This is a genomic window from Arcicella sp. BE140 (genome assembly GCF_031456255.1).
GTDB lineage: Bacteria > Bacteroidota > Bacteroidia > Cytophagales > Spirosomataceae > Arcicella > Arcicella aquatica.
The window spans coordinates 12,526-35,049 of record NZ_JAVDUE010000003.1; the positions used below are offsets into that span (position 1 = coordinate 12,526).

Below are 22,524 nucleotides of genomic sequence, written 5' to 3' on the forward strand. Positions count from 1 at the left end.
TATCAGCGGGTAAAACTTTATGACAATTCACCACTCAAAACTCTTAACTCATCACTCCAATCATCTTGGTACTTCGATTTTTTGAAGAATTTGAGCAATGATGTCTTCTGGTGTTGAGCCTTCCATCTCTTTTTCTGGAGTAAGAATAATTCTGTGACGAAGTACCGCAGGGGTAAGCTCCTGAACATCTTCTGGCGTTACGAAATCCCTGCCTCTGATAGCTGCCAAGGCTTTTGAGGCATTTAATAAGGCCACTGATGCCCGTGGTGAAGCGCCCAAATAAATGAATTTTGAATTACGGGTTTCATGAATAATCTTGGCGATATATTCTAAAATTTTAATGTCAACAATAGATTGTCGTACTTTTTCTCGTAAAGCTGTTAATTGAGCAGGCGTCAAAATGCTATCAATCAATTCAACAGGATTGCTGGATGCTGCACTGGAACGAGTATGATTACCTTGGAGAATCTGTACTTCTTCCTGATAAGATGGATAATTGATGATGATTTTAAAAAGAAAACGGTCTAATTGTGCTTCAGGTAAACGGTAAGTTCCTTCTTGCTCAATAGGGTTTTGTGTCGCCATTACTAGGAACGGAAAAGACATCGGATAAGTAGTGCCCGAGTTCGTAATTTGTCGTTCTTCCATTACCTCAAACAAGGCCGCCTGAGTTTTAGCAGGCGAGCGGTTTATTTCATCAATCAAGATAATGTTTGAAAAAATAGGGCCTTTTTTGAAATCAAATTCGGCTGTTTTAGGATTAAAAATAGCTGTTCCTAATACATCTGAAGGCATCATATCAGGCGTAAATTGAATACGACTAAAATCTGTTGAGATGGTTTTGGCCAACAATTTAGCAGTAAGTGTTTTCGCTACGCCAGGAACGCCTTCTAACAAAACATGACCATCTGCAAAGATGGCAGTTAACAATAAATCGATGGTGTTCTGCTGACCGATGATAATTTTCCCGATTTCTGCTCTGATATTGGCTACTGCTTCTTGTAAATCGCTAAGGTCTATTCTTGATTCAAATTCCATATATAGTTGTGAATTAGTGATTGATTTTAGTTGTGAGTTAGTGAATTGTGAATTAGTGAGTTGTGATTTAGTGATTGATTTTAGTTTTGAGTTAGTGAATTTTGAGTTAGTGAATGAGTGATTGTTTTTAATTTTTATTAAGTGATTTGTTCATGGTTTGACTATTAGATTAAAGAGTTATCATTACTTTAATTTACTAACTCACAATTCACAACTAAAGTAACTCACTCATTCACAACTAAAACCAATCACTCAATCACAAATCACTCATTCACTCAATATTCTACGTGTTCTTATAAAATGCTTCAATGTGTTTATTAAAGTCAACTAAATCTTTTTCTTGAACATGTTCGCTGCTTTGCATGGTTGCTACATAATCGAAAAGCTCGTTAATTTCGCCAATGGGTAAATTAGTCTTACGACTTAAATCGTCTTTAAACTCCTGATCTAAAATTGTAGTTTTCAAATGAAATTTATTTCTGATATAGGCCAATAAATAAGCTATTTTCTTATCAGAAATAGCCTTATGGTCTTTTTGATTATAATACAACGCTCCAATGGTTTCTACAAAACTTAATGAGGTATTTTTAGGGATTTCGATGATAGGAATAATTCGTTGACGGCGTTTGCCTTCAAAAATTAAATAAATCAATAACGAAACCAATGTAATATAATAAGCCCATTTTAGTGCGGGCTGGCTAGCAATAAATTTGAATGGAGAACTATCAATATCATCTTCACCTTTAGCATATTTTGATTTTAAAATACTTCTACTGTTTTTGCCAAAACCCATAATGTTTACATATTCATCCCAGTAAACTTGGCGTTCGGGTAAATAGGATAAAGCCTTAAATGCGTAGTCTGCATTATTGGCTTTTAACAGATAAAAATTAGAAAAAGCTTTAGGCACAGTACTTAAATAGAATGAGCCTTTCCCAAAAGGAATTTTAATGAAATTCGCCTCTCCAGTGTGATTTTTACCTAAGATGATAGCATTCGTAGTGACAAGTTTGGTTAAACTATCTTTCTTGTAACTCAACTCAAAATAAGCACTCACAGATTGGTGATGATAACGATAGGCTTCGGGAGCTTTAAGCTGAGGATTCACCAAATTGATAGTAACAGAATCTTTGGTAAATGTTGGGTTATAATTTGTTTCAAAATGTAATGTATCGTTTAACCCATAAAAATCCTCAGCAGCAATAAAGGCATTATTACCTTGATGTACATATTCTAACAGTTTTTTACGGTTGATAGAATCTACCCTAAAATACTGATATACATAAATATAATTGCTCTTTGTATTGTTTATAGTAGCCGCTCCCTTTGCATAAATAGGCACTCTACCATCAGAAATCTTTTGATTTCTGAATACTTCTGGTAGTAATTTATACAATAATTCGCAACCGTAAGGGATTTTATCTTTACTCGAATACGTCTGAGTCCAATCGATAGGTTTTGGCGTGTAGATTTCTACCAAAACGAATCCTAGTACAGTTAAAGAAAGAATTAAGAGGTAAAAACGATGTTTTTTCATACGTACTATTCTGTATCGCTACCATCGTCAGTGATAGTGGTCAGACTAATAATTTTATCGTTTTGAACCATTATTTCCAAGAAAGAATCAGTTGTGCCAAACCTTACACTGACGGTAGTTATCCAGTCTTCCACAGAGTTATCCACATCCCTAAGCTTATATGATTTCGGAAAACGTTTTTTTACTTTAGCCATATTGTCCCCTACTTTCAAATCAGCCAAATTGTCAATTTTAAATTTAGATGTTTTTAATTCAAACCCACTTACTGTTTCGTCCATTACAAAAAATACATCTTTACCGTAGAAGTATTCTTCAAAATGATTAGATAGTTGTGCATCTTGAGTTTCTTCTTTTTTTACTGAATCTGGCGACCCTAGTTTATCTAAAATTACGCCATAATTAGCCCCTAACTTAATACCTGCCACACTCATTGTATAATAATCTAGGGTGTCATAATCGTCGTCGTCATCATACATTTTTTTAGAATGTGATGAAGGCTTGAATGACGACAAAGCTATTAATACCAACACGGATAAGAGCGTAATTGAACTGAAATATTTCATGTTTTTATGAACGATTTAGATACTTAATTGTATTAAATAATTTGATTACTAAATTTTAAAAAATCCTCTCGAATTTCAACAAAATGTTCTTCATCAATCGGAAAATCTCCATACCAAGTATACTCAAATTGACGTGTTACCTGATTGAAGCTAGTCTTTAATGTTGATGATTGTAATTCATAAACGTAAGATTGATTGGTTTTATTGATTTGCCAATGAATCAATCCTGCATCACTCAGTTCTTTCAAAGCCTTTAAATAATATAGTCGTACAGCAAGGCGATAATTTTTCTGTGAGACTGCCTCAGAAATGGCTTCGTTAAAATTTATTTGATGAATATTTTCTTCGATGGTTTCGTATGGAATATCATATTTAGATTTCTTTTTAAAAAGCCCATCAAAATTAACACCAATGAGTTTTAAAATGATAAAAACTACAACCGATGCTACAAAGAAATAGGCAACTCCTTTCCAAAAATTAGGATTACCCACACCAGAAAAATTTTTTGAAAACCATTCAAATAATTGGCGTAACAAACGACTCCACCAATTTTCTACATAGTTTACTTGCTCAGTACCATATTGGTAGTCTTTTAGTTTTCTGAAAGCATTTATTTGGCTTTCTTGTGGCTTTCTGACGATTACTTTGGAAGAATCAACGACGACAGCCAGACTGTGAAAGGAAGTATACGCTGAAAGCAATATTAAATTTATAAAAATGTGATAATACAATCTAATATTCTTCATCTTCATTTTCAAAAGTTTTCTTCTGACCAATGGCCGAAATCTGTGATTTTAGCGATGTGCCATCTTTGCGTTCTACTAAATTAAAATATTGAAAAGTAAGTGCCACATACGTTAAAGATGAAATCAGTACTCTACCAATGGTAGCAATAATACTTGTAATAATTAAGGGAATATTTTCTGAGGCTCCACCACCAATTTTCAATACTTTCATGATAGTAACAATGACAGAGGGTGCCGAAAATACTAAAGAAAGAAAATAATTGATAATGGCAAAAACCATTATTAAACCAAACGTCGACCACCATTTTTGCTGAATCAAATAATTGGCTCTACCAAAAGCATCCCAAACGCTGATATCTTCAAATGCTACGATTGAAGTATTTAGGATAAAAATAATTCCTAAGTAGATAATAGTGAGCAATGCTAATAAACCAGCCAGAAACATGGCTAAATTAGCAGAAATGCCAGAACCAGCTCCTGAAACAATGAGGCTAATAAAAAAACCAAATACTAATAATACAACTGCCAATGCCAGTGTTACACTTAGAATACTTGATAGAATGGTGAGGTATAATGATTTTACGCGTGCCCAAACCATTTCTATGGTGATTGTCTTGGGGTCATCTGAATGGATGTACTCAATAATAAAAGCATATACAGTACTAGCGACCATAACGCTTGCAAAAAATAAAAAAACCAGTGAAAGGAAATAGTTTGCAGAAAACAGATAAGCTGTATTTCTACCCATTATTTCTCCAAATAGCTCTGCTGGAGAACTATTTTTAGTATCCTGACCGATGTTTCCAACTTCTAGGGCAGCTATTTGAACTAACCCACCAAAAATACCTCCAATAAGCACTAATGGCCCCGTCAGGTATAGTAAAGACAAAAATAAGGTTTTGAAATTGGCAGTAATAAAATTAAAAGTTGCGTTTATTTTATCACTAAAATCTCGTTCCTGTTCAAAGATTATTTTGGGTGTTTTTTTCATTTCTAAATCGATTTAATTGTATAGGGTAAACTACAAAATACCAGATAATAAACAAAGCAGAAGGCAAAATAATCATCAAACTTGGTATCAGCGAAAGATGTTTTCGGGTAAGAAAGCTTTCGATAAATCCTGCTACGATAAACAATGGCACTAAGCCAATAATAATTTTTAAGCCCTGTTTAGCCCCTTTTTTGAAGGATGCAAGTCGGGTAAAAGTTTTGGGAAAAAGAAGACTATTACCCATGACTAATCCCGCACAACCTGCAATAACAATAGAGGAAATTTCGAGTGTACCATGAAGCCAAATAGTTAATAAAGATGTTTCTAAAAAACCATGTTGATAACAGAAATACTGGAATACGCCCACCATAATGCCATTAAAAACTAAAAAATAACCAGTACCTATCGAGAAGAAAATACCCATCACAAAAGTGATAAACGATACTCTGATATTATTGATGGTAATCATAAAAAACATCGTGATTTCATCCTCATTTCCATAAATAGCCAAAGGATCTCCTTTCTCGATATTTTCTAAAGTCATTTCAACATAGCTATCCCCCAAAATTAGCCTAGCAAAAGAATCATCATAAGCAGCCGAAACAGCCCCTAGCAGTGCTGAAATACCGAAAATAATAAAAGAAAAAAGTAATTGTCGTTGAGAATTATAAAACAAAGTAGGTAATTCTACTTTCCAAAAAGTGATAAAACGGTTTGCCTTTTCTCGTTTATTTGAATAAATTTTACTAAAAAGGGTAGATGTTAATCCATTAAGGTATTGAGTAGTTGGCGAATCTGGATAGAAAGTGCGCGCATACGAAAGGTCGTCAGTCAACTCTACAAACCTTTCAGAAAGGATGTCAGGGTTTACATTGACTGAGTCTTCCTCAAATTCCTGCCATTTATCAAGGTTATGCTTTTTAAATAGGGCTTCCCGCATGGGTTTATAAATAAAATTTATTTGAAATACTTCTCTCTGCTAACTTTCTGAAAGTTACAAAACTTTCTGAATGTTGCCATGCTACAAACTTTTTTGCATCAAAAACTTTTCTTATTTTAGGCAAATATATCATATACCTTAGCCCTACAAATTTAAAAATGAGTAAAATACGAATTCAAACCACTCAGAATGTTACTTTAGATTTCATACCTGCTAGCCTTGGCGACCGCATTGTGGCTCATATCATCGACTGGCTTATCTTCATCGCTTGGGGCATTGTATGTATATTATTGTTTTCAGGGTTAAGTATGTCGTTTGATAATAATGATATTTTAGGCGTTGTGTTTATGGTTTTATTCTTATGGTTACCTCTTATGTTTTATGATTTGCTTTTCGAAGTATTTATGAATGGGCAAAGCATAGGCAAAAGAGCGATGAAAATTAGGGTTATCAACCTTGATGGCACTCAACCAACCTTAGGCGCTTATTTGATGCGTTGGCTATTTAGATTAGTTGATACTGTTCTTTTTGGCTCTATCGTGGCGCTTATTACCGCTGCGGCGAATGGCAAAGGACAAAGAATCGGTGATATAGCCGCAGGAACTGCGGTTGTGAAATTAAAACAAGCCGTTAGTTTAAAACAACTTCGTCAGGAAAGCTTTAAGGAGAACTATCAGGTAATGTTTCCTCAGGCTAGTCTTTTATCTGACAATGATATTACAACGTTGAGAGCAGTATTAAGAAAAGGAGAGCACAATCAGGAATTGATAGAAGAAGCTACTGAAAAAGTAAAAGAAGTGATGGCTGTGGAGTCTGATTTAGACGACTTTCAGTTTCTGAAAAAAGTACTTGAAGACCATACGTATCTGACTACTATTGAGGACTAGCCTTTATCCATCTTTCACTTCTGATAAATGCTGCTTTCGCTAAAAATACTTTTCTATAACCCAAGGGACTTTGATTGGTAATTTGTTTGAACTGTTTATTAAAGTGAGAGATGTTTCCGAAGCCACTTTCAAAACATACTTCTGCTACTTGTTTTTCGGTATTGGCTAATAAATTACAGGCATGTTTTATCCGATATTCAGTTACTAAATCAAGGAATGTTTTTTTAGTGATTTTCTTGAAATACCTACAAAACGCCGTTTCGGTCATGCTGGCTAAATGTGCGGCAGTTTCTAAATGGAGCTCTTGGGTATAGTTTTCAATCACATAAGCATAAATTTTATTGATTCTGTCTAAGTCAACTGCCGACATTTCAAATTGTTTAGGCTCACTTTCAATCAGCTTTAAATCATTAGAAATGGCTATGGTATTCAATAAATCTAGCAGACCAAGCATTCTTTGAAAAGGAGGGACATTCAATAGAAAAACCATTTCCTTCGCAATGCGGTCTCTTGTTTTTCCTGTAATCTGAATACCTTGTTTGGCTTTTTCTAGCAATATTCTGATGGGTTCTGTCTCTTGGTTTTTAAAAAACATATCGCCCCACACTTCCTCCTTAAACTGTACTACTATTGCCTGTGAAGAGCCTTCTATGCCAATACCTTCGTTTTTCCAACAATGAGGAATATTTGGACCCAGTAAAATCAAGTCACCCGCCTGAAAATCAGCTACATTTGTTCCTACAAAGCGTTTTCCTTCACTTTTTTCAATCAGCGTCAGTTCAAATTCTGGATGAAAATGAAAAGGAGCATCAAAATAAGAATAACTAATTTGTTTAAAAAAAATCGAGCTGTTCGATGAATCTCTCAACTGTTCTAAAGACGCCTTCATTTATTGTAATTTTATCGAATTGATTGAAAACCAAAGTTTTAAGGTAAAAATGCACATATTTTACTAAAAAACCATAAAAAATCAATCAAATTGATAAATGATTAATGCTTCGGACATCCACAGTCTTTTTTCTTGAACAAACCCCAAAGAAAACCTTTTTTACGACGGCGTTTTGTTTTAAAAGCAGCGTCTGACTTGCTTTCCGAAATACTTGTTTTTACAGCATTGCTAGCAAAGGCTTCACTCTCAACTTGTACACAAGACAGGAGAACGGTAAAAAGAATTAATTTTTTCATAAATTCTTTATGATTTAATGGAGTTTAAACTTACTATATTTCAACGAAAAAGCCATAACAATCTGTATGTTGCTATGGCTTTTTACTATTTCAACCGTAAATTTAATATTGCGGTACTAAAAATAGAGGATTAAAAAATCTGATATTTTAAGGATGGGATATTTACCCGCAGATTTTCAGAGATTTTAAACTGCAGATTAACGCTGAAATATAGCCAAATCTAAAACGCTCATAGCTCATAGCTCACTGCTCATAGCCTTATTTCAACTTCCCTTTCAAATAATTAATCGCTAGTGAATAAGCTTCTTCTGAGGCTTCTCTATCAAATTTAGGATTTGACGGATTTGCAAAAGCGTGTTCTGCATCAAAAGATTTTACTTTGATAGATTTGCCAGCAGTAGCCATATCTTTTTCAAATTGCTCTACTACAGCTTTTGAAATCCATTGCTCTCTTCCTGCAAAAAGACCAAGTACATCACATTGCAATGTTTTTAATTTTTCTACATTTTTTTCAGGCATGCCATAATACATTACACAGCCCACAGCTTGCTTACCTTCGATGATAGCAGATTGTAGAGATAAGCCACCACCAAAACACCATCCTATTGAAGCAATTTTAGCTTTTGGTCCTACATAGGCTAAAGCACCTTTCATGATAGATTGTAAACGCGCAGGGTCAGCACCTGCCATCAAAGCACCTGCATCTTTAGGGTCAGTCGCTATTTTGCCATCGTACATATCAATTGCAATAACGGTTACATCTTTCAAATCGCCATAAAACACTTCAGCTTGTTTTTTGATATAATCGTTCAAACCCCACCACTCTTGATAGACAAATAAATACTTGTTTGAAGGTTTAACAGATTTAATTAAATAAGCATTAGCCGTTTTGCCATCTGGCGTTTTGAATTCAATCATTTTACCACCAACCGTACTTACGTGCGTATAAGGAAGTGGCGAAAGGTGAGCGGCCTGAAACTCTTTTGTAGATGCCATTAATTGCATGTCATCTTTAGCCAAGGAGCAACAACTCTGAGAGAAACCCATATAGGTTAGCATCGATAATGCCAATGTAAAGAATAGTTTTTTCATTGAAATAGATACCTCCAATCCCCGACGGAGTATTTGTTTTGGTTTAACCAGTTCATCATTGGGGGAAATCAATCATGAACAATTACAATATCTAATTAACGGATAAAAAGAGAAGATGGTTTAGGCTTAATGATAATTTTAAATGAGAGAAAGTCTATCTTCTGAACAATTACCTCATTTCCCCATTTATCTTCAATTTTGTATTAGGTAATAATTTTCTAATTCTTTGCTCTTCTTCTGAGGATATTTGTCCTTTTAGCTCAAGGTTATCAATAGTGATTTTGGCTAATTCATCAGGGATGTGCACTTTATTCAAAAATGATAAATGTAAATAGTCTATTTTCTGTAATGAATAAATATCATTCGGAATAGTTTCGATATTACTGATTGATAAATCGTCGATGTCTTTTTGATATCTAAACTCAGATTTCTTTGGGTCGAAAGTGTTTTTATTATTGATAGCCCAAGCAATTTCGGGCTTTAACGTATAATCATCTTTGTTTTGAGATAATCCTACAAAACCAGCCCAAAACTCCATTTTATAACTCTTTTTGTGTTGAACATCTTCTAATACAAAAGGTACTTTTACCAATTCAGATGCCAAATCGTTGATTTTTGCAATTGGCTTTAACTCTCGTTTTTTACCTTCTTTGGTATAAGGGAAAAACTTAACAATCCATCCGTCGATGGTTGTAGGCGAGCCATACTTTTTTTCAGTATGGGCTTTTACCATATTCATCCAGAAGTCTTTTTTGAAATTCCCTTTTTTAGTTTCAATGATTTGCTTTAATACAGGTTCTAGTTCTGATGTCCACCAAGTCAGATTGTATTTAGCGATATATTTCGTCTTATCAAGCACTTTTTGCCAATCTTCAACTGTTCCTTCAATGGTAATTTTTGGGATACCACAACCTATCAAGACTACTTTATAATTAAAGTAGTCTTTAACGGTTTCCATCACTGTAATTTCACTAACAATTCTAGTTGTTGGGGTAGTAGTAGTAAAGTCTGCTGTGAGTACACTGGTTAGTTTGTTGCCAGTATAATCATTAATTTGACTAGTGAATTGTGGAAAAACAGCTTCCCAGTTACTATTAGGATTTCCGATTTGAATATCGTTTGAAATAATATTAAGATTTTTTTTGTTCTTAAAAGCTACAATATCTTTTCTGAATGTCTCTGAATTGTTAGAGATGTGTCTGGCAAAACCTTGACTAATCAGTAACCACATAATATCTGGTGAAATCACAAAAGGTCTATGCTCTTTATAAGCCGTTAAAATCCCTGTCAAGAATGGATGTTCTCCAAAGGTAACTATACTATCTGGAAGCTGTGAATTCTTTTCAATGTCTGCTTTTAGAAATTTAAAAACATCTTTTGAAGAGGTTTGGTACAGAAATTTCTCAGGTTTGGTAAGCGTTTCAATCTCAAAAGTATTCTGTGTTTGGCAAAACGACGTGAAGCTAGCTAACGCTAAGACGGTGGTGATTAGTTTTTTCATGTTAAATGATATAGATACAAGTTAGAATAAGCTAAAATTATATAGAGGAGGGTACTAATAATAAATAATATCTAAAGTATTGCTTTTATTTTTAAATACAAAACTCAGTAACTATTGTATAAAAATATAGAGGAAGAAGTGCAATGTTGAGATATGACTACCCTGGAACAGCAGGGATTTCAACCTTCATATTACCTGTTCCTTTACTGAAAGTAATGTTGAATAAAATGAGGCACTCAATGGTAGCATCAGAATTGGCTTCGATGTGGTCTATGATAATTATTGTTTTTGATAAATCAGCGTATAGGGTATTGATTAAACTTTCATTTATTTCTATAAACATACTCATAGATATATCTGAAAAAAACTTATAATCGGTAATAAAACCATATTTATTAATACATTCTTGTATTATACTTATTCCAGTATTGCGATTTTCGTTGCAGATTCCTGTCCAATAATACTTCTTCATAGAATTAATGGGATATAATTATTAAAAATGTTAGACTCAAACTTATTAAAAGTGATATAATAGATAAATATACTTATTAAAGCATTTTATGCTGAAGTATATTGGGTGTATGAGGTGTTGTTTATAGGTGTTAATCATCTGAAAAGATATGCATTAATACTTATAATGAGCGTAATTTAGGTCTTCTCAAAAGCCGCTTATAGGGGCAATTTTCTTAATCTTTTACCTGTCAAATCAAATACCACGGTTCGAGGGTTCATTGGCAGGTCACTTATTCAATAAGGATGTTCTGTTCCTTCATGAAACATTATTTCGATCAATAGAGTGTGTAAATACTGAATCAAAAAAAGGGCGACGAAAGTCACCCTTTTAGTACTAATAATATCTAACAATCTCTTAGTTAGTTTTCAACAATTCCACTTCAAATATCAAAGTAGCTCCTCCTGGAATATCTCTGCCCGCTCCGCGTTCGCCATAGGCTAAATGATGAGGTAAAAAGAATTTATATTTACTGCCAGTAGGCATTAATTGTAAACCTTCTGTCCAGCCTGTAATTACTTGGTTTAAGCCAAAGCTGATAGGCTCATTACGCAAAACACTGCTATCAAATACTTTCCCATCGATAGTAGTTCCATGATAATGCGTCAATACTTTACTTCTTGGACCACTTGGTTTTGGGCCATCACCTTGTACTAATATTTCGTATTGTAAACCACTTTCAGTTTCAATAACTTCTGGTCTTTTTCTATTTTCTGCCAAAAATACTTGTCCTTTGGCAATTTCGTTCGCTAAGATTTCACTCATGTGTGCTTGTCGAGTATCTGAAAAACTCATTGTTTTTGATTATTTAATGTATATTAATTTTTGTATTAAAACGTTTTTAGAATCCTATTTGGTTCAAATTTAATGTTGATTGAGTGAATTGTGAATGAGTGATTATATTTCTTCAATCTTTGCAGGAAAAATTTACCCGCTGATTTCGGAGATTTAATCCGCTGATTTTCGCCGATACTTTTCGGATAATATCTCCACTATCTGCGGAATTTTTCTGCGATAATCTGCGGGTAAAAGTAAATACTATCAAAGATTCCCCAAACTCACAGCTTTATTCCACCACTGCAATGCCACCACCCGAATAACTTCTATATTCGCCACGATACATAGCATCGGCTGAAACTGGCCCCATTTGGAATTTACCTTTTGAAACCGCTCTTACCAAATAATAGAAAGTTTGTGGTTTGTCAGCTACGGTAGTAAAGAAATTAATTCTATCATCTCTAATGTCAAAATGCTCTGGCGTACTTTGGTCTTTTATCCAAGTCAACTCTCGGTCGGCATTCAATCTTGGGTTTTCAATTTCCAACCCTGCTGGTAACATATCCGTCACTACAACGTTATCCACATTTAGTCCATTCATTGTGGATAACGTAATTTTAACCACAATCAACTGATTTTGTTTGAACTTTGCTTCACCCAAAGGCTGTCCCGAACGACTATAAAATTGCTTTCTAACCTTCAATACATTGTCAATCTCCTCATATTTTCCTGACGCACTTAATCCTTCAGCTTGGGCAAAGTAATACAAACTACCTTTGCCTTGGGTACGAATAATAGATTGATTAGCGATATTTTTTATCAACAAATCCTTACTAGCAAAATTACCAACTATTTTTCCATTACTCGTCAACGAAGCTGTAATGTTACTAGCATTGGCTTTTTTGGCTAATTTGCCCAAAGCTAAAAAGGCAAAAGATTGCTCTTGCGTAGTTAGCCAACGTTCTTGCTTTAATACCATTGAGAGCTGTCTTGCCAATGTCGGAATTTGAATATTATTCGGGTCAGTATCAATCAATGTATTTAAAACCAAGGCCTGATTACGAATTGGTGAGCTAAAACTTCCGCCAGATTGTTTTTCTGTTTGTTCAAAAACGTAACTTTTTGGTAGAATAGTCGAATAACTTCTCACATCGCCTATCAAACTATAAGCGGAGGCCAATAAGTACTTTTCATCGATAGTTAACACATTTGGATTAGCCTTATAATAGTTCATCACGGAACGATTAGGTTTACCCGCCAAAGCCAACACATACAAACTGTAAATCGTTTCTCGGCTAGCAATTACTTTTGAAGTATAGCCACTACCCTGATAAATATGTTCAGTATCGGTTTTCTTGGTGTTTGATTGATTGTTTAGGTATTCAATCAGTTTGCCTAACGTAGCATTATTTACCTCAAAATCATTCTTTTGTGCCTCTAATAAGAAGTGCATCGCAAAGGCAGAACCCCACCAAGACTCACGGTCGCCACCTTGCCAGTACGACATACCACCGCTAGGCAACTGCATGGTTTCTAGTTTTCTGATAGCCGCTTCTACATTATAGCGAGGATTCAACTGATTATCCCCTGTTTTTAAATAAGGTTTTTTACCCGATTGAATCTGTTTAACTAAATCCGCAAAATACAATTGTGGGAAAGCCGAAGCCGTTGTTTGTTCTACGCAACCAAAAGGGTAATCCAACAGGTTTTGAAACTGATTAGTAAACTGTACCATTGGCGATTTGCTAAGCGTAATTTCGGTACTTAGACTGTTTGGTAAATAGTCATTATCTAAGCTTACCGTAGCCGTTCCTCCACCATTAACAACACCCGAAGTAGCAGTTTTCATCAAAGAAGTAGTAGGACGAATGGTTAAATCTATTTTCTCTGTAAACTTTTCTTTCAAGCCGTTTACTGTAACATTTACCACTGCATTGCCCGTCATTGCTCCAGCTTTCACCGTGAAATATGCCCTACCTTCTCTTTCAGCAGGAATCACCAAAGTTTGCACCTTGCTTCCTACAACACTTAAACCACCTGACAATGTAACACTAGCACTTACTGAAGCATTTTGTTTAGTAGTATTGGTGACATTTACGGGTACTTGGATTTCATCATTAGGCGAAACAAATCTTGGCAAAGCTGTGCTTACTACCAGTGGGTCGGCTACTTTCATGTTTTTGGTAGCAGAACCGAACGCTTCGTCTTTATAGCCAATCGCCATAATTCGCAAATCGCCAGAGAACTGTGGAATATCAAATTCAAAAGTAGTTTCTCCGCTAAAGCCAGTTTTCACAATGCCCGACCATATCGCTACCAATTTTACCCTACCATTAATTAATGGATTTACTCTTTTTTCTAAATCATACCCATCACCACCGACAGATGAGCTTCCTGCAATCGATAATTCTGGAAAAAGGAAAGGATACAAATCAAAGCTATTTACTTCCAAAGCCTGTTTTTGATAAAAATGGTTATATGGGTCTGGTGTTTTAAAGTTCTTCAACTGCAAAATACCTTCGTCTACTACCGCAATCGTTACCTCCGTATTGGCTTTGGTTTTAATGGTTACTTTCTGTTTGGTTTTAGAACGAGATTTTTCCACAGCTACAATCTCAATCGGTAATTGATTGTCGGTATCTTCTACCATTACAGGAGCATAACCATGTGCTACCGTGAGAGGTAGGTTAGAATTATCTAACGGACGAATCAGCGTAGCGGAAACATATACGTTAGGTAAATGTTCTTTGCGAATAGTAAAACTTAATTCAGCCGATTTTTTATCGGTTTCAATCACAAAGTTTTCTAACACGTGATTTCGTTCAACCGTAACAATCAATTTACCCGCAAAAGGTGTTTTAAAAAGTACCTTAGCTTGGTCGCCGACATTATACTTCTCTTTGTCGAACTCCATCACAACCTGTCCTTCGTTATTTACTTCAAAAGAACTGTTTTCGGTAGAGCCAAATCCGTAAGCATAGAAGCTTTGAGCTGTCCAAGATTTTGCGCCTTCGCTATGTACCCTTACTTCGTATTCTCCCGAAACAGGCGGGGCATAAGCAATGCTTGTTTTGCCATTGTCAAATGACAAAGCTCTTGAATATACCACCTTTGTCTGCTTTTTAGACGAGTATTTCAAGGTATTATCGGCATTTTTCTGAATAACAGTTTGGTATTCAAAACGCACAATTTCTATTTTACCTTTTGCTGTAGTAGGTTTTCCGTCTTTGTTCAAAGCTACTAACGGAATTTGTACAGGAACATTGGTGCTTACATAGGTGTCGGGCATTCCAATGCCATAGAAAACAGCTTGTGTAAAGACATCTAATTTCTTCAAGCGATTTACGGGGCGACCTGTTTCATCAAAAACAGTTACAAATGTTTTAGACTCCAATACACCCATATTGCTATAAGTAACAGGAATTTGAAAGTTTTCGTTAGCCATACCCCTAGCGTCGGTCACACCTTCACGAGTTATGTCCTCGAAATTAGTATTGTCTTGAATATCGAATACATAATCTTTAAAGGCTTTTGCCTCAAAGCGTTTTCTTTTCAGCTTAAACTGCATTTCATAATTTCTATCCGAAGCAGGCGGGCCAAATAAATTCAACGCAGTAGCTGAAATTTGGATGGTTTCACCATTACGATAAAATTCCTTGGCAGACTTCACATCCACTTTGATTCTATCAGGCATAAATTCCTCAATAGAAATATTGCGGGAAGCCAATAATACATCATTGGCATTCATTACTTCTAGCACATAAGTACCCGTAATGGCGGAGGTGCTAGTTGGTATGGATAACTCAACCGCTCCCTGACTATTTGTTTGTTTTTTAAAGGTTTTATATTCTCGACCATTAGGAAGGAGTAACCTGATTTTTACAGGAATTTCTCCCACAGATTCCCAATTTTGTTTACGAATAATGGTATTCATATTGATGGTTTCCCCCGGGCGATAAATATCACGGTCGCCATATACAAAGGCCTCAAAGCCAGAAACGTTATCACGTTTGCCTTCTACATCAAAACGAGAGGTCTCTACTTCCGAACCATCCATTAATAAATAATTAAAATCGTCTGCGGTATGGGCAGAAATCATCGCTACTTTAAAACCTGAAGCCTTTAAATCCTTAAAAGTAACAATGCCTTTTGAGTCCGTTTTTGCGGTTTGAATCGTTTGATTATTGCTCGAAATCAATTTGATTTCTACATCACGCATGGGCTCAGCCGTTTTGATAGCATTGGCAAATACTACCACTTCATTTTCAGAAGTTTTCATGATTAAACCAATGTCCGAAATACTGACAAGCTTAGTAGCATTGTTATAATACTCATCGTTAGAATTAAGATTTACTAAGTAAATCCCCTTGATATTATTTTGCTCAGGCAAGGATAAATTCAACGCACTGACACCTTTTACTTTGGCAAGATTAGAGGTCTCTATGGTCTTGTTAACAATTACATCAGAATATTGACCTGATTCATCCATGTCGTACATATATGACCCTGCTTTATATTCGCCTGTTTCTTCGTTATAATCCTGATAGTTTTGGTAACGACCATACTTCATAAAATGCAAAATGTTATTTTCATAAACCTTTGCTATCCTTACATTTACTTTGGGGGTATTTACGATGTTTACGGCTATATTTTTATTTCCTTTTGAGGATAAATAAATGGCTTTTGAATTGGTAAAGCCTATTGAAGCAGGCATTTTACCGAAGTACAAATCTTTAGTATATTCATCCGACAGGCTAGCACCAAGGATACCTTTGATAGTTTGTTTAATGGTCAGTACATAATTATCACTTTCATTAAAATCACCACGGATGATAAACCCATTTTCTATTGTTTCAACCTTGGTACTTAGGGTTGGATTATTCTTTTGTGGGGCTTTTACAGTAGTTTGCGTTTCGATAGGGTTACCCGTAGAGTCGTACTCAATAACGGCTTCCTCCACTGCTACTTGTTGTTTTTCACCGCCATCAGTTTCGATAGAATACATCTCTTGCAGATGCTCCGCAGATACACTTTGGTTAGTGATTACTTTTACATAACCTTGGTTATTCTCAAAACCATGTTGAATATCGATGATTTCTAATGTTTTTAAGTCTGGCAAAGTAGTTTCCAACGTCAACTCCTCCGACGTTTCAAAGGTAGAATTTGGCATTGAAAGCCCTTTGTCAATCGTCACTTTAAAAGACTTTCCGCTGGCTTCTGCTTGATTTTTTAATTTTACTAAAACACTTGCAATAGCTCCAGACTGGGTAATTTGAAAATCTTGATTTTTATCATTCTCATCCGTCACCGTCAATGATTTTGCTAATTCTTGGGGATTAACAGGATAGTTGAAATTAACTTTCAACATCGCAGTTGGCAGACCATCCTCTCTTGATTTTGTCCAAAACGACTCTACATTTTCTATTTTTAAATAAGGCGTATGAAACTTTATTTTATCTGCATCTAGCCCTAAATCTTTCTCAGCTTTGGCTAAAATACCTTTGCTCACCACAGCCGAATAATCGGTTGCAGCTTCAAAACCTACAGCAGGCGAAAATACCAATTCGTTAGTGGCAGTCCACTTAAATTTCCCTTCCACTTTTGGTGAAAACTCAATCAGTGGTTCAGAAGACCAAGTATTTAAATCAGCTTCTTTGACTAAATCTTTACTAAATGTAAAAACAAGGTTTTGGGTAAGTTGTACTTCATCTTCAAAATTCATGCTCTGGATAGTGACATCCCCAAATTTTGAACAAGATAATAAGGAAAAAAAGCTAAGAAAAAGGAAGTAGATGCCCGATTTTGGGCGATAAAAAGAGGTTTTCATAGAGCGTCGAGCCGATTTAGAAAATCGTAAAACAGAATTAAATGGGTTTGTGAAAATCTGAGAGAAGTTCAGCAAAGTTTAATTGATTATCAATTTTTTACCAATAAATCTTCATTGAAAATTAGTAAACGGCTGAATGCTGTGGATAATTATATCTTTATCATTATATGTTTTGAATAGATGGTCTTAAATGTTTGGATTGAGATTGAGTTGGATATGAGAAATTCAAATTAAAAACTTTGAAAGAATCTTTTTAATTGTCATTTTTGATAAAGGAATGATTATTTAACAAACTATTGGTGATAACATAAAATATAGGTTTAACCCTTAAAATAGCTTTACTATGTATACAGCCATCAATGGAGTTTTTGAAAATGGGCAGTTAACCTTACAAGAAGCCCCTCCAACCAAAAAGAGAACAAAAGTTTTAGTAATGTTTTTGGAAGAAATAGAAACAACTAAAGGTGAAGAAGTAATTAAGAAAAAGGGTATTAAACTTGGTAGCTTAGCAAGCAAAGGCTATTCTATTCCAGATGATTTTAATGCGCCACTGGACGATTTAAAAGATTATATGTAATGGAACAATATTTGTAATATCGGTAGAAAATTTAAATAAATGCTAAACACAGTTTCGTAGGAATGGAATATAAAGTTGATACGGAACTTGAGAATCAATCGCTATTTTATGTGCTACCGATATGTAATCACTACAGGATGGGTTAGTATGGTATTTTATTGAAAACTTCTTCTGATAATTGATAATAGTAAAAGCGTTTATCATCAACAGAAGGAGTTCTAATTATAGCCTCTTTTACATGATAAAGTGTGATAAGCTTCTGATTAAATTGCTTGATAAATTCGTTTCTGATTTTTCTTTGATTTTCGGGTAATTTATCCTCTATAACTAATAATTCATTCATTAGGTTACTGTCAACACCATTCGTAGTAAAATGTTCTTTTAGTACTTTTAAAACTATTTTTTCTTGTTCAGTGAAGTTACTTATATTTTTATCTATTGGTTGAGTCATTGAAAAATTCACAGTCTTTCTCTTTTTCCACATCCCAAAACTTATCAATAGTACCAGCATAGAAACAAAAACAAATATCCAAAAGCCATCAAAGTTTCTATAAAGTTTTCCATCTGCAATTGACTCTTTTTCTAAAGTATTAATAGCAATTTTATGTCGAACATTTGCCATTTTGGCAAGGTTACTTTCATTGAAGAAATAAAGTGTGTCATGCCAACTATACATTGAAAATGGGTCTTCTTCTACTGTTTTAGCAATTTGTGACCCCAATATTTTTTGATGGTCTTGCCATAATAAAACCCTATTTTCAACGGGATTAATCAACAATAATTTTAGCATCGCATCTTCTTTGTATTCTAGCAAGAAATATTTACCCGTCCATATAATAGGTGTTTTGTCATTCGGAATAAGTAATTCTGAAATTTTCGGATGGGTAACTTTACCTAAAGTTATCCACTCTTTTTTGCTGAAAGAATATTGAAAAGCTTCTTTCTCATATTCACTTCTTCCATGATTTTTTGAATCTCTGTGTAGGCTATTATAAGCAGAAAAGAAATAGTCTTGATTTGCGATATAGGCATTTAAACCATGATTGATAGCTACTGGAGCAGGATTTTCGGGATATAAGCTTTCCCATTCGGCACTGGCTTTTTTAAAATAGGTTTGAATATTATTGGTTTGCCAAAAGCCATAACCTCCAAAGCTATATAGGCTATCTTTTCGTAGAAAACGAGTACTCAAACAATTATATCCTCGGAAAAATGTATTGTCTAGCCTTTTTAAGGATAAATATTTGAAATCAAAATGATACACTTGATTGGTACAATCAATCAAAAGATAACGTTCTGTCTTTTTGTCAGGAATTTCAATACTGATAACCCTTGCATTAGTAGGGAAGTCGTTTATGTTAATGCCTGTAAATGTAATTTCAGCAATGTCTTGCCACTGTCCTATCGCTTTTTCCTGTTGTAAAAGCTTCTTTTCAATATCAATTCTATATAGCCGACCATCGGGATAATCTGCCCAAACCAAAAATATACACCAAGAATTTATTGACAATAAACATCCAAAAACAATTAGGGTAAAACGATATAGAAAAGTTTTGGACATGGCATAAACAGGTTGAAGACTACCAAAAATACGTGAATAACGCAATTCACACAATAAATTTTGATAATGCCTAAAATTATAAATTGGTTTGGGAAGTTTTTTCATATTTATAAATAAAACAACTATGTTAAGTATAAAAAAGAAAACAGGTAATTCTGTAAGGTTTTACGAAGCCAAAACAAATCCCCTTAAATTGGAAGATGGGCAAGTGCTTTTTATTCAAGTGAGCTATGTGATTATTTTACTACGAGAAGATGAAACATTTCAATTAATTTTAGTTTATAAGAGTATAATTTCTGCAATCCTTCCCTTTTTGCTTCCACTTGACGATTCGTTAACTTTATTTCAATCTAAAACATCTGATGTAATGAATGAACTAATTAAAAATGAACTACAGATTGAAAATGACTTTTTAATGGAGTTCAGACTGGAGCAAATAAAAAAGTATGATTGGTTGTTGAAAAACGATTCTTTACTAGAAGAAATTTGTACAAAAATACAAAGTGGTAAGTTTAGAAACATAATAAAACAATATAGAAGGATTCATCCATTTATATTGAAAGAACAGTGATACTAAAACCTCATATATTGTAATTTACAAACCACCACAATTTGTTATATTACTTATTTCACACCTTTGGGCTTTGAAAATAAATTTAGGCTGACTGGCTATTAGAACAGCCATTCATAAATATAATAATTAACAATCAAGACATGAATATATATAGTCGGTTAACAGAAGAAGAAAAAAGAATTTACAATTCATACAAAAATGATGACCTTTCCTTTAAATTAAATGAACAATTACGATTTGGGGATATAATAAATTATATGGATGAGGTTAAACTTTTAGACAGTATTATTGATAAAAGCGAATTTAATAATGATTGTCTGTTATTTAGGGCTACTGTAGAAAGAGATGTTATTCCCTTTATTAATGAGGGAATATATGTAAATCCAGAATATTTATCTACTTCAACAAAAGCAAGTGGAATCAAAAGCTTTTTCAATGAAAGTATTGGAGCCGTTTTTTTAATGATATACTGCTCAAAAGGAATTAAATTTACTGATTTGGAAGCAAATGAAGAAAATAGTAAAGGAGAGCACGAGATTTTATTAGGTAGGCAAAATGAATTTAAAGTTTATGAAGATTCATATATTACTGACAAAAAAGTAATAAAAGAAATTGCTGGATGGAAAGGACATGATATTGATAAAATCAGGAAAATAGTGATTAGTACATATGATTATAAATTTGGTAAGTCACCATTAATATCTTTTCCATAAATGGTTTCATAGCCAACCCACAAAACCAATTATATATTATCATTGGAAAAATAAATATATAATAATAAAGTGTTTTAGCTTTGATATGGATATTAGAATAAAGAAAAGTATAAGCTTTGTCCCCCAATAAATTTTAGTTGAGTTGAAAACTCGACCTACTTGATAGTCATAAAAAAAGAGACTATTCCCTAAAGAATAATCTCTTGTAATCAAGTTAAATATTTTAAAGGTTAAAAATTAGTTTACTTTCCAAGTTGGAACTTTAGCTTTTTTGGCAATTCTGTATGAATATCCTAAGCTGATTGAATAATCTGCAAAAGCTGCATCTCCTTGTACATGAACATATTTTGTAGGATCAGTGATTTTAGAATTTTGTAAATTCTGATCAGCAATATCCGCGGCACTTTGAATACGATTTTTGATAAAGTTGTAAGGAACAAACAAGCTAAAAGTATGCTGACCTTTGCGGTAAGTAACACCTGGCTCAACTGCAACTACATATCCCGGACGACGATAGGCTACCTGTCCACCAAAGACATCGTAAGCAGGAATACCTTCAAATCTACCAGCTAAAGAGAATGCAAAGTTTTGGTTTTTACCAACTGCTGCCATAAAACCAGCACGAGCAAAATATTGGTCTGGTGAAGCATATACGTTATAGCCTTCTAAACCAGCTTTTGGAGCAGATTTGAATGTACCATTTGATTCTTGTGGACTGAATAAATAATAAGCATTCGCAAAACCATAGATATTTCTGTGAATTTGTCTGAACCCTTGGAATTCAAGAGAAAATCCTACTCCTCCATCCCCAGGTTGGATTGCTTGGTCCATTACTGCACTCTTTTTGGTGCCATCAGTTTGCAAAGCGTCATCAGTGGCAGTATAACTTCCTGTAGCTAGTTTAATACCAGCACCAATCATGATATTTCCTTTATGAGCATTTTCTGGTTTGATTAACCAATAGTTTGCACCGAAACGGATGTCAGCCAAACCACCTGCACTTACGCTGTAGCGAGTCAATTTTTTACTTGCCGCATCAGCTGTCAACGTTAAAGTCTGCGAACGTTCAGAGTTTACAAAAGGAATAGTAGCGTTTAATTGTAATCTGCTAGAAAGTCCATAAGAAACGTTGAAGTCAACAGCATGTTGATAGATATTAACTGCGTTGCCTAATGTTTGGCGTTGAGGTTGTTCTTCTGTACCAACAAAGTGACGCCAAGAGTGGAAATAACGATAGTTTGCCCCTACTTGAAATTCACCTTTTGAAAGATTATAAGAGGATGATGCCGACATGGCAGTGATACCACCCATTTGGCGGACAGCTACACAACCTTGAGCATTAGCTTGTTCGTGAATGAGCAAAGTTGAACTAGCAATAGCTAGAGAAAGTAAAGTTTTTTTCATAGTGTTTGTTTTTTGGATAAAATAGAAGAATGTTATTATTCAGTTGTGAATTAGTGAATTGTCTGTTTCAAAAGAATCAATATGATGAATAAGCGTATAT

Annotated in this window: 19 protein-coding genes; 4 read left to right on the plus strand and 15 right to left on the minus strand. The window is 34.4% G+C overall.

What is annotated here, in order from left to right; translation table 11 throughout:
* Window positions 1-60: 60 nt before the first annotated feature.
* The 6 genes from J2Y60_RS05935 to J2Y60_RS05960 all read right to left on the minus strand — a co-directional run bounded on the left by J2Y60_RS05935 (window position 61) and on the right by J2Y60_RS05960 (window position 5,815).
* Window positions 61-1,038: a MoxR family ATPase gene (locus tag J2Y60_RS05935; RefSeq protein WP_309914736.1), complete on the minus strand. Its 978-nt coding sequence runs from the start codon at window positions 1,036-1,038 to the stop codon at window positions 61-63.
* Window positions 1,039-1,321: 283 nt separating this feature from the next.
* Window positions 1,322-2,575, minus strand: a complete 1,254-nt coding sequence (locus J2Y60_RS05940) for a DUF4350 domain-containing protein (RefSeq protein ID WP_309914738.1) — start codon at window positions 2,573-2,575, stop codon at window positions 1,322-1,324.
* Window positions 2,576-2,580: 5 nt separating this feature from the next.
* Window positions 2,581-3,138, minus strand: a complete 558-nt coding sequence (locus J2Y60_RS05945) for a hypothetical protein (RefSeq protein ID WP_309914739.1) — start codon at window positions 3,136-3,138, stop codon at window positions 2,581-2,583.
* A gap of 32 nt (window positions 3,139-3,170) precedes the next feature.
* Window positions 3,171-3,884 carry a DUF4129 domain-containing protein gene (locus J2Y60_RS05950; protein WP_309914741.1) on the minus strand — a complete coding sequence of 238 codons (714 nt, stop codon included), beginning with the start codon at window positions 3,882-3,884 and terminating at the stop codon, window positions 3,171-3,173.
* Window positions 3,871-4,875 (minus strand): hypothetical protein, encoded by a 1,005-nt coding sequence (locus J2Y60_RS05955; protein ID WP_309914744.1) that lies wholly within the window; start codon window positions 4,873-4,875, stop codon window positions 3,871-3,873. The genes J2Y60_RS05950 and J2Y60_RS05955 overlap by 14 nt, the downstream gene beginning before the upstream one ends.
* A complete protein-coding gene (locus J2Y60_RS05960; protein ID WP_309914747.1) occupies window positions 4,847-5,815 on the minus strand; it encodes a stage II sporulation protein M in 969 nt (322 codons plus the stop codon). The genes J2Y60_RS05955 and J2Y60_RS05960 overlap by 29 nt, the downstream gene beginning before the upstream one ends.
* A gap of 158 nt (window positions 5,816-5,973) precedes the next feature.
* On the opposite strand from J2Y60_RS05960, the gene J2Y60_RS05965 reads away from it, so the two are divergent.
* The gene (locus J2Y60_RS05965; protein WP_309914749.1) at window positions 5,974-6,702 is read left to right on the plus strand and encodes an RDD family protein; all 729 of its coding nucleotides are present in this window, start codon (window positions 5,974-5,976) and stop codon (window positions 6,700-6,702) included.
* On the opposite strand, the gene J2Y60_RS05970 is transcribed toward J2Y60_RS05965, so the two are convergent.
* The 7 genes from J2Y60_RS05970 to J2Y60_RS06000 form a co-directional block, all read right to left on the minus strand.
* Window positions 6,689-7,591, minus strand: coding sequence for an AraC family transcriptional regulator (locus J2Y60_RS05970; RefSeq protein ID WP_309914752.1), 903 nt, complete (start codon window positions 7,589-7,591; stop codon window positions 6,689-6,691). The genes J2Y60_RS05965 and J2Y60_RS05970 overlap by 14 nt on opposite strands.
* A gap of 101 nt (window positions 7,592-7,692) precedes the next feature.
* A complete protein-coding gene (locus tag J2Y60_RS05975) occupies window positions 7,693-7,887 on the minus strand; it encodes a hypothetical protein (RefSeq protein ID WP_309914755.1) in 195 nt (64 codons plus the stop codon).
* A gap of 258 nt (window positions 7,888-8,145) precedes the next feature.
* Window positions 8,146-8,979: a dienelactone hydrolase family protein gene (locus J2Y60_RS05980; RefSeq protein WP_309914758.1), complete on the minus strand. Its 834-nt coding sequence runs from the start codon at window positions 8,977-8,979 to the stop codon at window positions 8,146-8,148.
* Between the two features lie 169 nt (window positions 8,980-9,148).
* Window positions 9,149-10,480 (minus strand): DUF4419 domain-containing protein, encoded by a 1,332-nt coding sequence (locus J2Y60_RS05985; protein ID WP_309914762.1) that lies wholly within the window; start codon window positions 10,478-10,480, stop codon window positions 9,149-9,151.
* 157 nt (window positions 10,481-10,637) lie between these two features.
* On the minus strand, window positions 10,638-10,952 hold the full coding sequence (locus tag J2Y60_RS05990; protein ID WP_309914765.1) for a hypothetical protein: 315 nt from the start codon (window positions 10,950-10,952) through the stop codon (window positions 10,638-10,640).
* Between the two features lie 396 nt (window positions 10,953-11,348).
* Window positions 11,349-11,786, minus strand: a complete 438-nt coding sequence (locus tag J2Y60_RS05995; RefSeq protein WP_309914768.1) for an FKBP-type peptidyl-prolyl cis-trans isomerase — start codon at window positions 11,784-11,786, stop codon at window positions 11,349-11,351.
* Window positions 11,787-12,057: 271 nt separating this feature from the next.
* Complete coding sequence (locus J2Y60_RS06000; RefSeq protein ID WP_309914771.1) at window positions 12,058-17,595, minus strand: alpha-2-macroglobulin; 5,538 nt, start codon at window positions 17,593-17,595, stop codon at window positions 12,058-12,060.
* A 343-nt stretch (window positions 17,596-17,938) separates the two neighbouring features.
* Between J2Y60_RS06000 and J2Y60_RS06005 the strand changes: the two genes are divergently transcribed.
* Complete coding sequence (locus tag J2Y60_RS06005) at window positions 17,939-18,172, plus strand: hypothetical protein (RefSeq protein WP_309914774.1); 234 nt, start codon at window positions 17,939-17,941, stop codon at window positions 18,170-18,172.
* 142 nt (window positions 18,173-18,314) lie between these two features.
* On the opposite strand, the gene J2Y60_RS06010 is transcribed toward J2Y60_RS06005, so the two are convergent.
* On the minus strand, window positions 18,315-19,838 hold the full coding sequence (locus J2Y60_RS06010) for a hypothetical protein (RefSeq protein WP_309914777.1): 1,524 nt from the start codon (window positions 19,836-19,838) through the stop codon (window positions 18,315-18,317).
* Window positions 19,839-19,857: 19 nt separating this feature from the next.
* Between J2Y60_RS06010 and J2Y60_RS06015 the strand changes: the two genes are divergently transcribed.
* Both J2Y60_RS06015 and J2Y60_RS06020 read left to right on the plus strand, forming a co-directional pair.
* Entirely contained in the window at window positions 19,858-20,304 is a 447-nt protein-coding gene (locus J2Y60_RS06015; RefSeq protein ID WP_309914780.1) for a hypothetical protein, read from the plus strand.
* Between the two features lie 143 nt (window positions 20,305-20,447).
* The gene (locus J2Y60_RS06020; protein WP_309914783.1) at window positions 20,448-21,020 is read left to right on the plus strand and encodes an ADP-ribosyltransferase; all 573 of its coding nucleotides are present in this window, start codon (window positions 20,448-20,450) and stop codon (window positions 21,018-21,020) included.
* 237 nt (window positions 21,021-21,257) lie between these two features.
* On the opposite strand, the gene J2Y60_RS06025 is transcribed toward J2Y60_RS06020, so the two are convergent.
* A complete protein-coding gene (locus tag J2Y60_RS06025; protein ID WP_309914786.1) occupies window positions 21,258-22,424 on the minus strand; it encodes a hypothetical protein in 1,167 nt (388 codons plus the stop codon).
* Between the last annotated feature and the right edge of the window lie 100 nt (window positions 22,425-22,524).

What these genes read in the sequence shown, in the direction of transcription:
- J2Y60_RS05935 (WP_309914736.1), bottom strand. Translation starts at nt 1,038, where the DNA reads ATGGAATTTGAATCAAGAATAGACCTTAGCGATTTACAAGAAGCAGTA.
- J2Y60_RS05940 (WP_309914738.1), bottom strand. Translation starts at nt 2,575, where the DNA reads ATGAAAAAACATCGTTTTTACCTCTTAATTCTTTCTTTAACTGTACTA.
- J2Y60_RS05945 (WP_309914739.1), bottom strand. Translation starts at nt 3,138, where the DNA reads ATGAAATATTTCAGTTCAATTACGCTCTTATCCGTGTTGGTATTAATA.
- J2Y60_RS05950 (WP_309914741.1), bottom strand. Translation starts at nt 3,884, where the DNA reads ATGAAGAATATTAGATTGTATTATCACATTTTTATAAATTTAATATTG.
- J2Y60_RS05955 (WP_309914744.1), bottom strand. Translation starts at nt 4,875, where the DNA reads ATGAAAAAAACACCCAAAATAATCTTTGAACAGGAACGAGATTTTAGT.
- J2Y60_RS05960 (WP_309914747.1), bottom strand. Translation starts at nt 5,815, where the DNA reads ATGCGGGAAGCCCTATTTAAAAAGCATAACCTTGATAAATGGCAGGAA.
- J2Y60_RS05965 (WP_309914749.1), top strand. Translation starts at nt 5,974, where the DNA reads ATGAGTAAAATACGAATTCAAACCACTCAGAATGTTACTTTAGATTTC.
- J2Y60_RS05970 (WP_309914752.1), bottom strand. Translation starts at nt 7,591, where the DNA reads ATGAAGGCGTCTTTAGAACAGTTGAGAGATTCATCGAACAGCTCGATT.
- J2Y60_RS05975 (WP_309914755.1), bottom strand. Translation starts at nt 7,887, where the DNA reads ATGAAAAAATTAATTCTTTTTACCGTTCTCCTGTCTTGTGTACAAGTT.
- J2Y60_RS05980 (WP_309914758.1), bottom strand. Translation starts at nt 8,979, where the DNA reads ATGAAAAAACTATTCTTTACATTGGCATTATCGATGCTAACCTATATG.
- J2Y60_RS05985 (WP_309914762.1), bottom strand. Translation starts at nt 10,480, where the DNA reads ATGAAAAAACTAATCACCACCGTCTTAGCGTTAGCTAGCTTCACGTCG.
- J2Y60_RS05990 (WP_309914765.1), bottom strand. Translation starts at nt 10,952, where the DNA reads ATGAAGAAGTATTATTGGACAGGAATCTGCAACGAAAATCGCAATACT.
- J2Y60_RS05995 (WP_309914768.1), bottom strand. Translation starts at nt 11,786, where the DNA reads ATGAGTTTTTCAGATACTCGACAAGCACACATGAGTGAAATCTTAGCG.
- J2Y60_RS06000 (WP_309914771.1), bottom strand. Translation starts at nt 17,595, where the DNA reads ATGAAAACCTCTTTTTATCGCCCAAAATCGGGCATCTACTTCCTTTTT.
- J2Y60_RS06005 (WP_309914774.1), top strand. Translation starts at nt 17,939, where the DNA reads ATGTATACAGCCATCAATGGAGTTTTTGAAAATGGGCAGTTAACCTTA.
- J2Y60_RS06010 (WP_309914777.1), bottom strand. Translation starts at nt 19,838, where the DNA reads ATGAAAAAACTTCCCAAACCAATTTATAATTTTAGGCATTATCAAAAT.
- J2Y60_RS06015 (WP_309914780.1), top strand. Translation starts at nt 19,858, where the DNA reads ATGTTAAGTATAAAAAAGAAAACAGGTAATTCTGTAAGGTTTTACGAA.
- J2Y60_RS06020 (WP_309914783.1), top strand. Translation starts at nt 20,448, where the DNA reads ATGAATATATATAGTCGGTTAACAGAAGAAGAAAAAAGAATTTACAAT.
- J2Y60_RS06025 (WP_309914786.1), bottom strand. Translation starts at nt 22,424, where the DNA reads ATGAAAAAAACTTTACTTTCTCTAGCTATTGCTAGTTCAACTTTGCTC.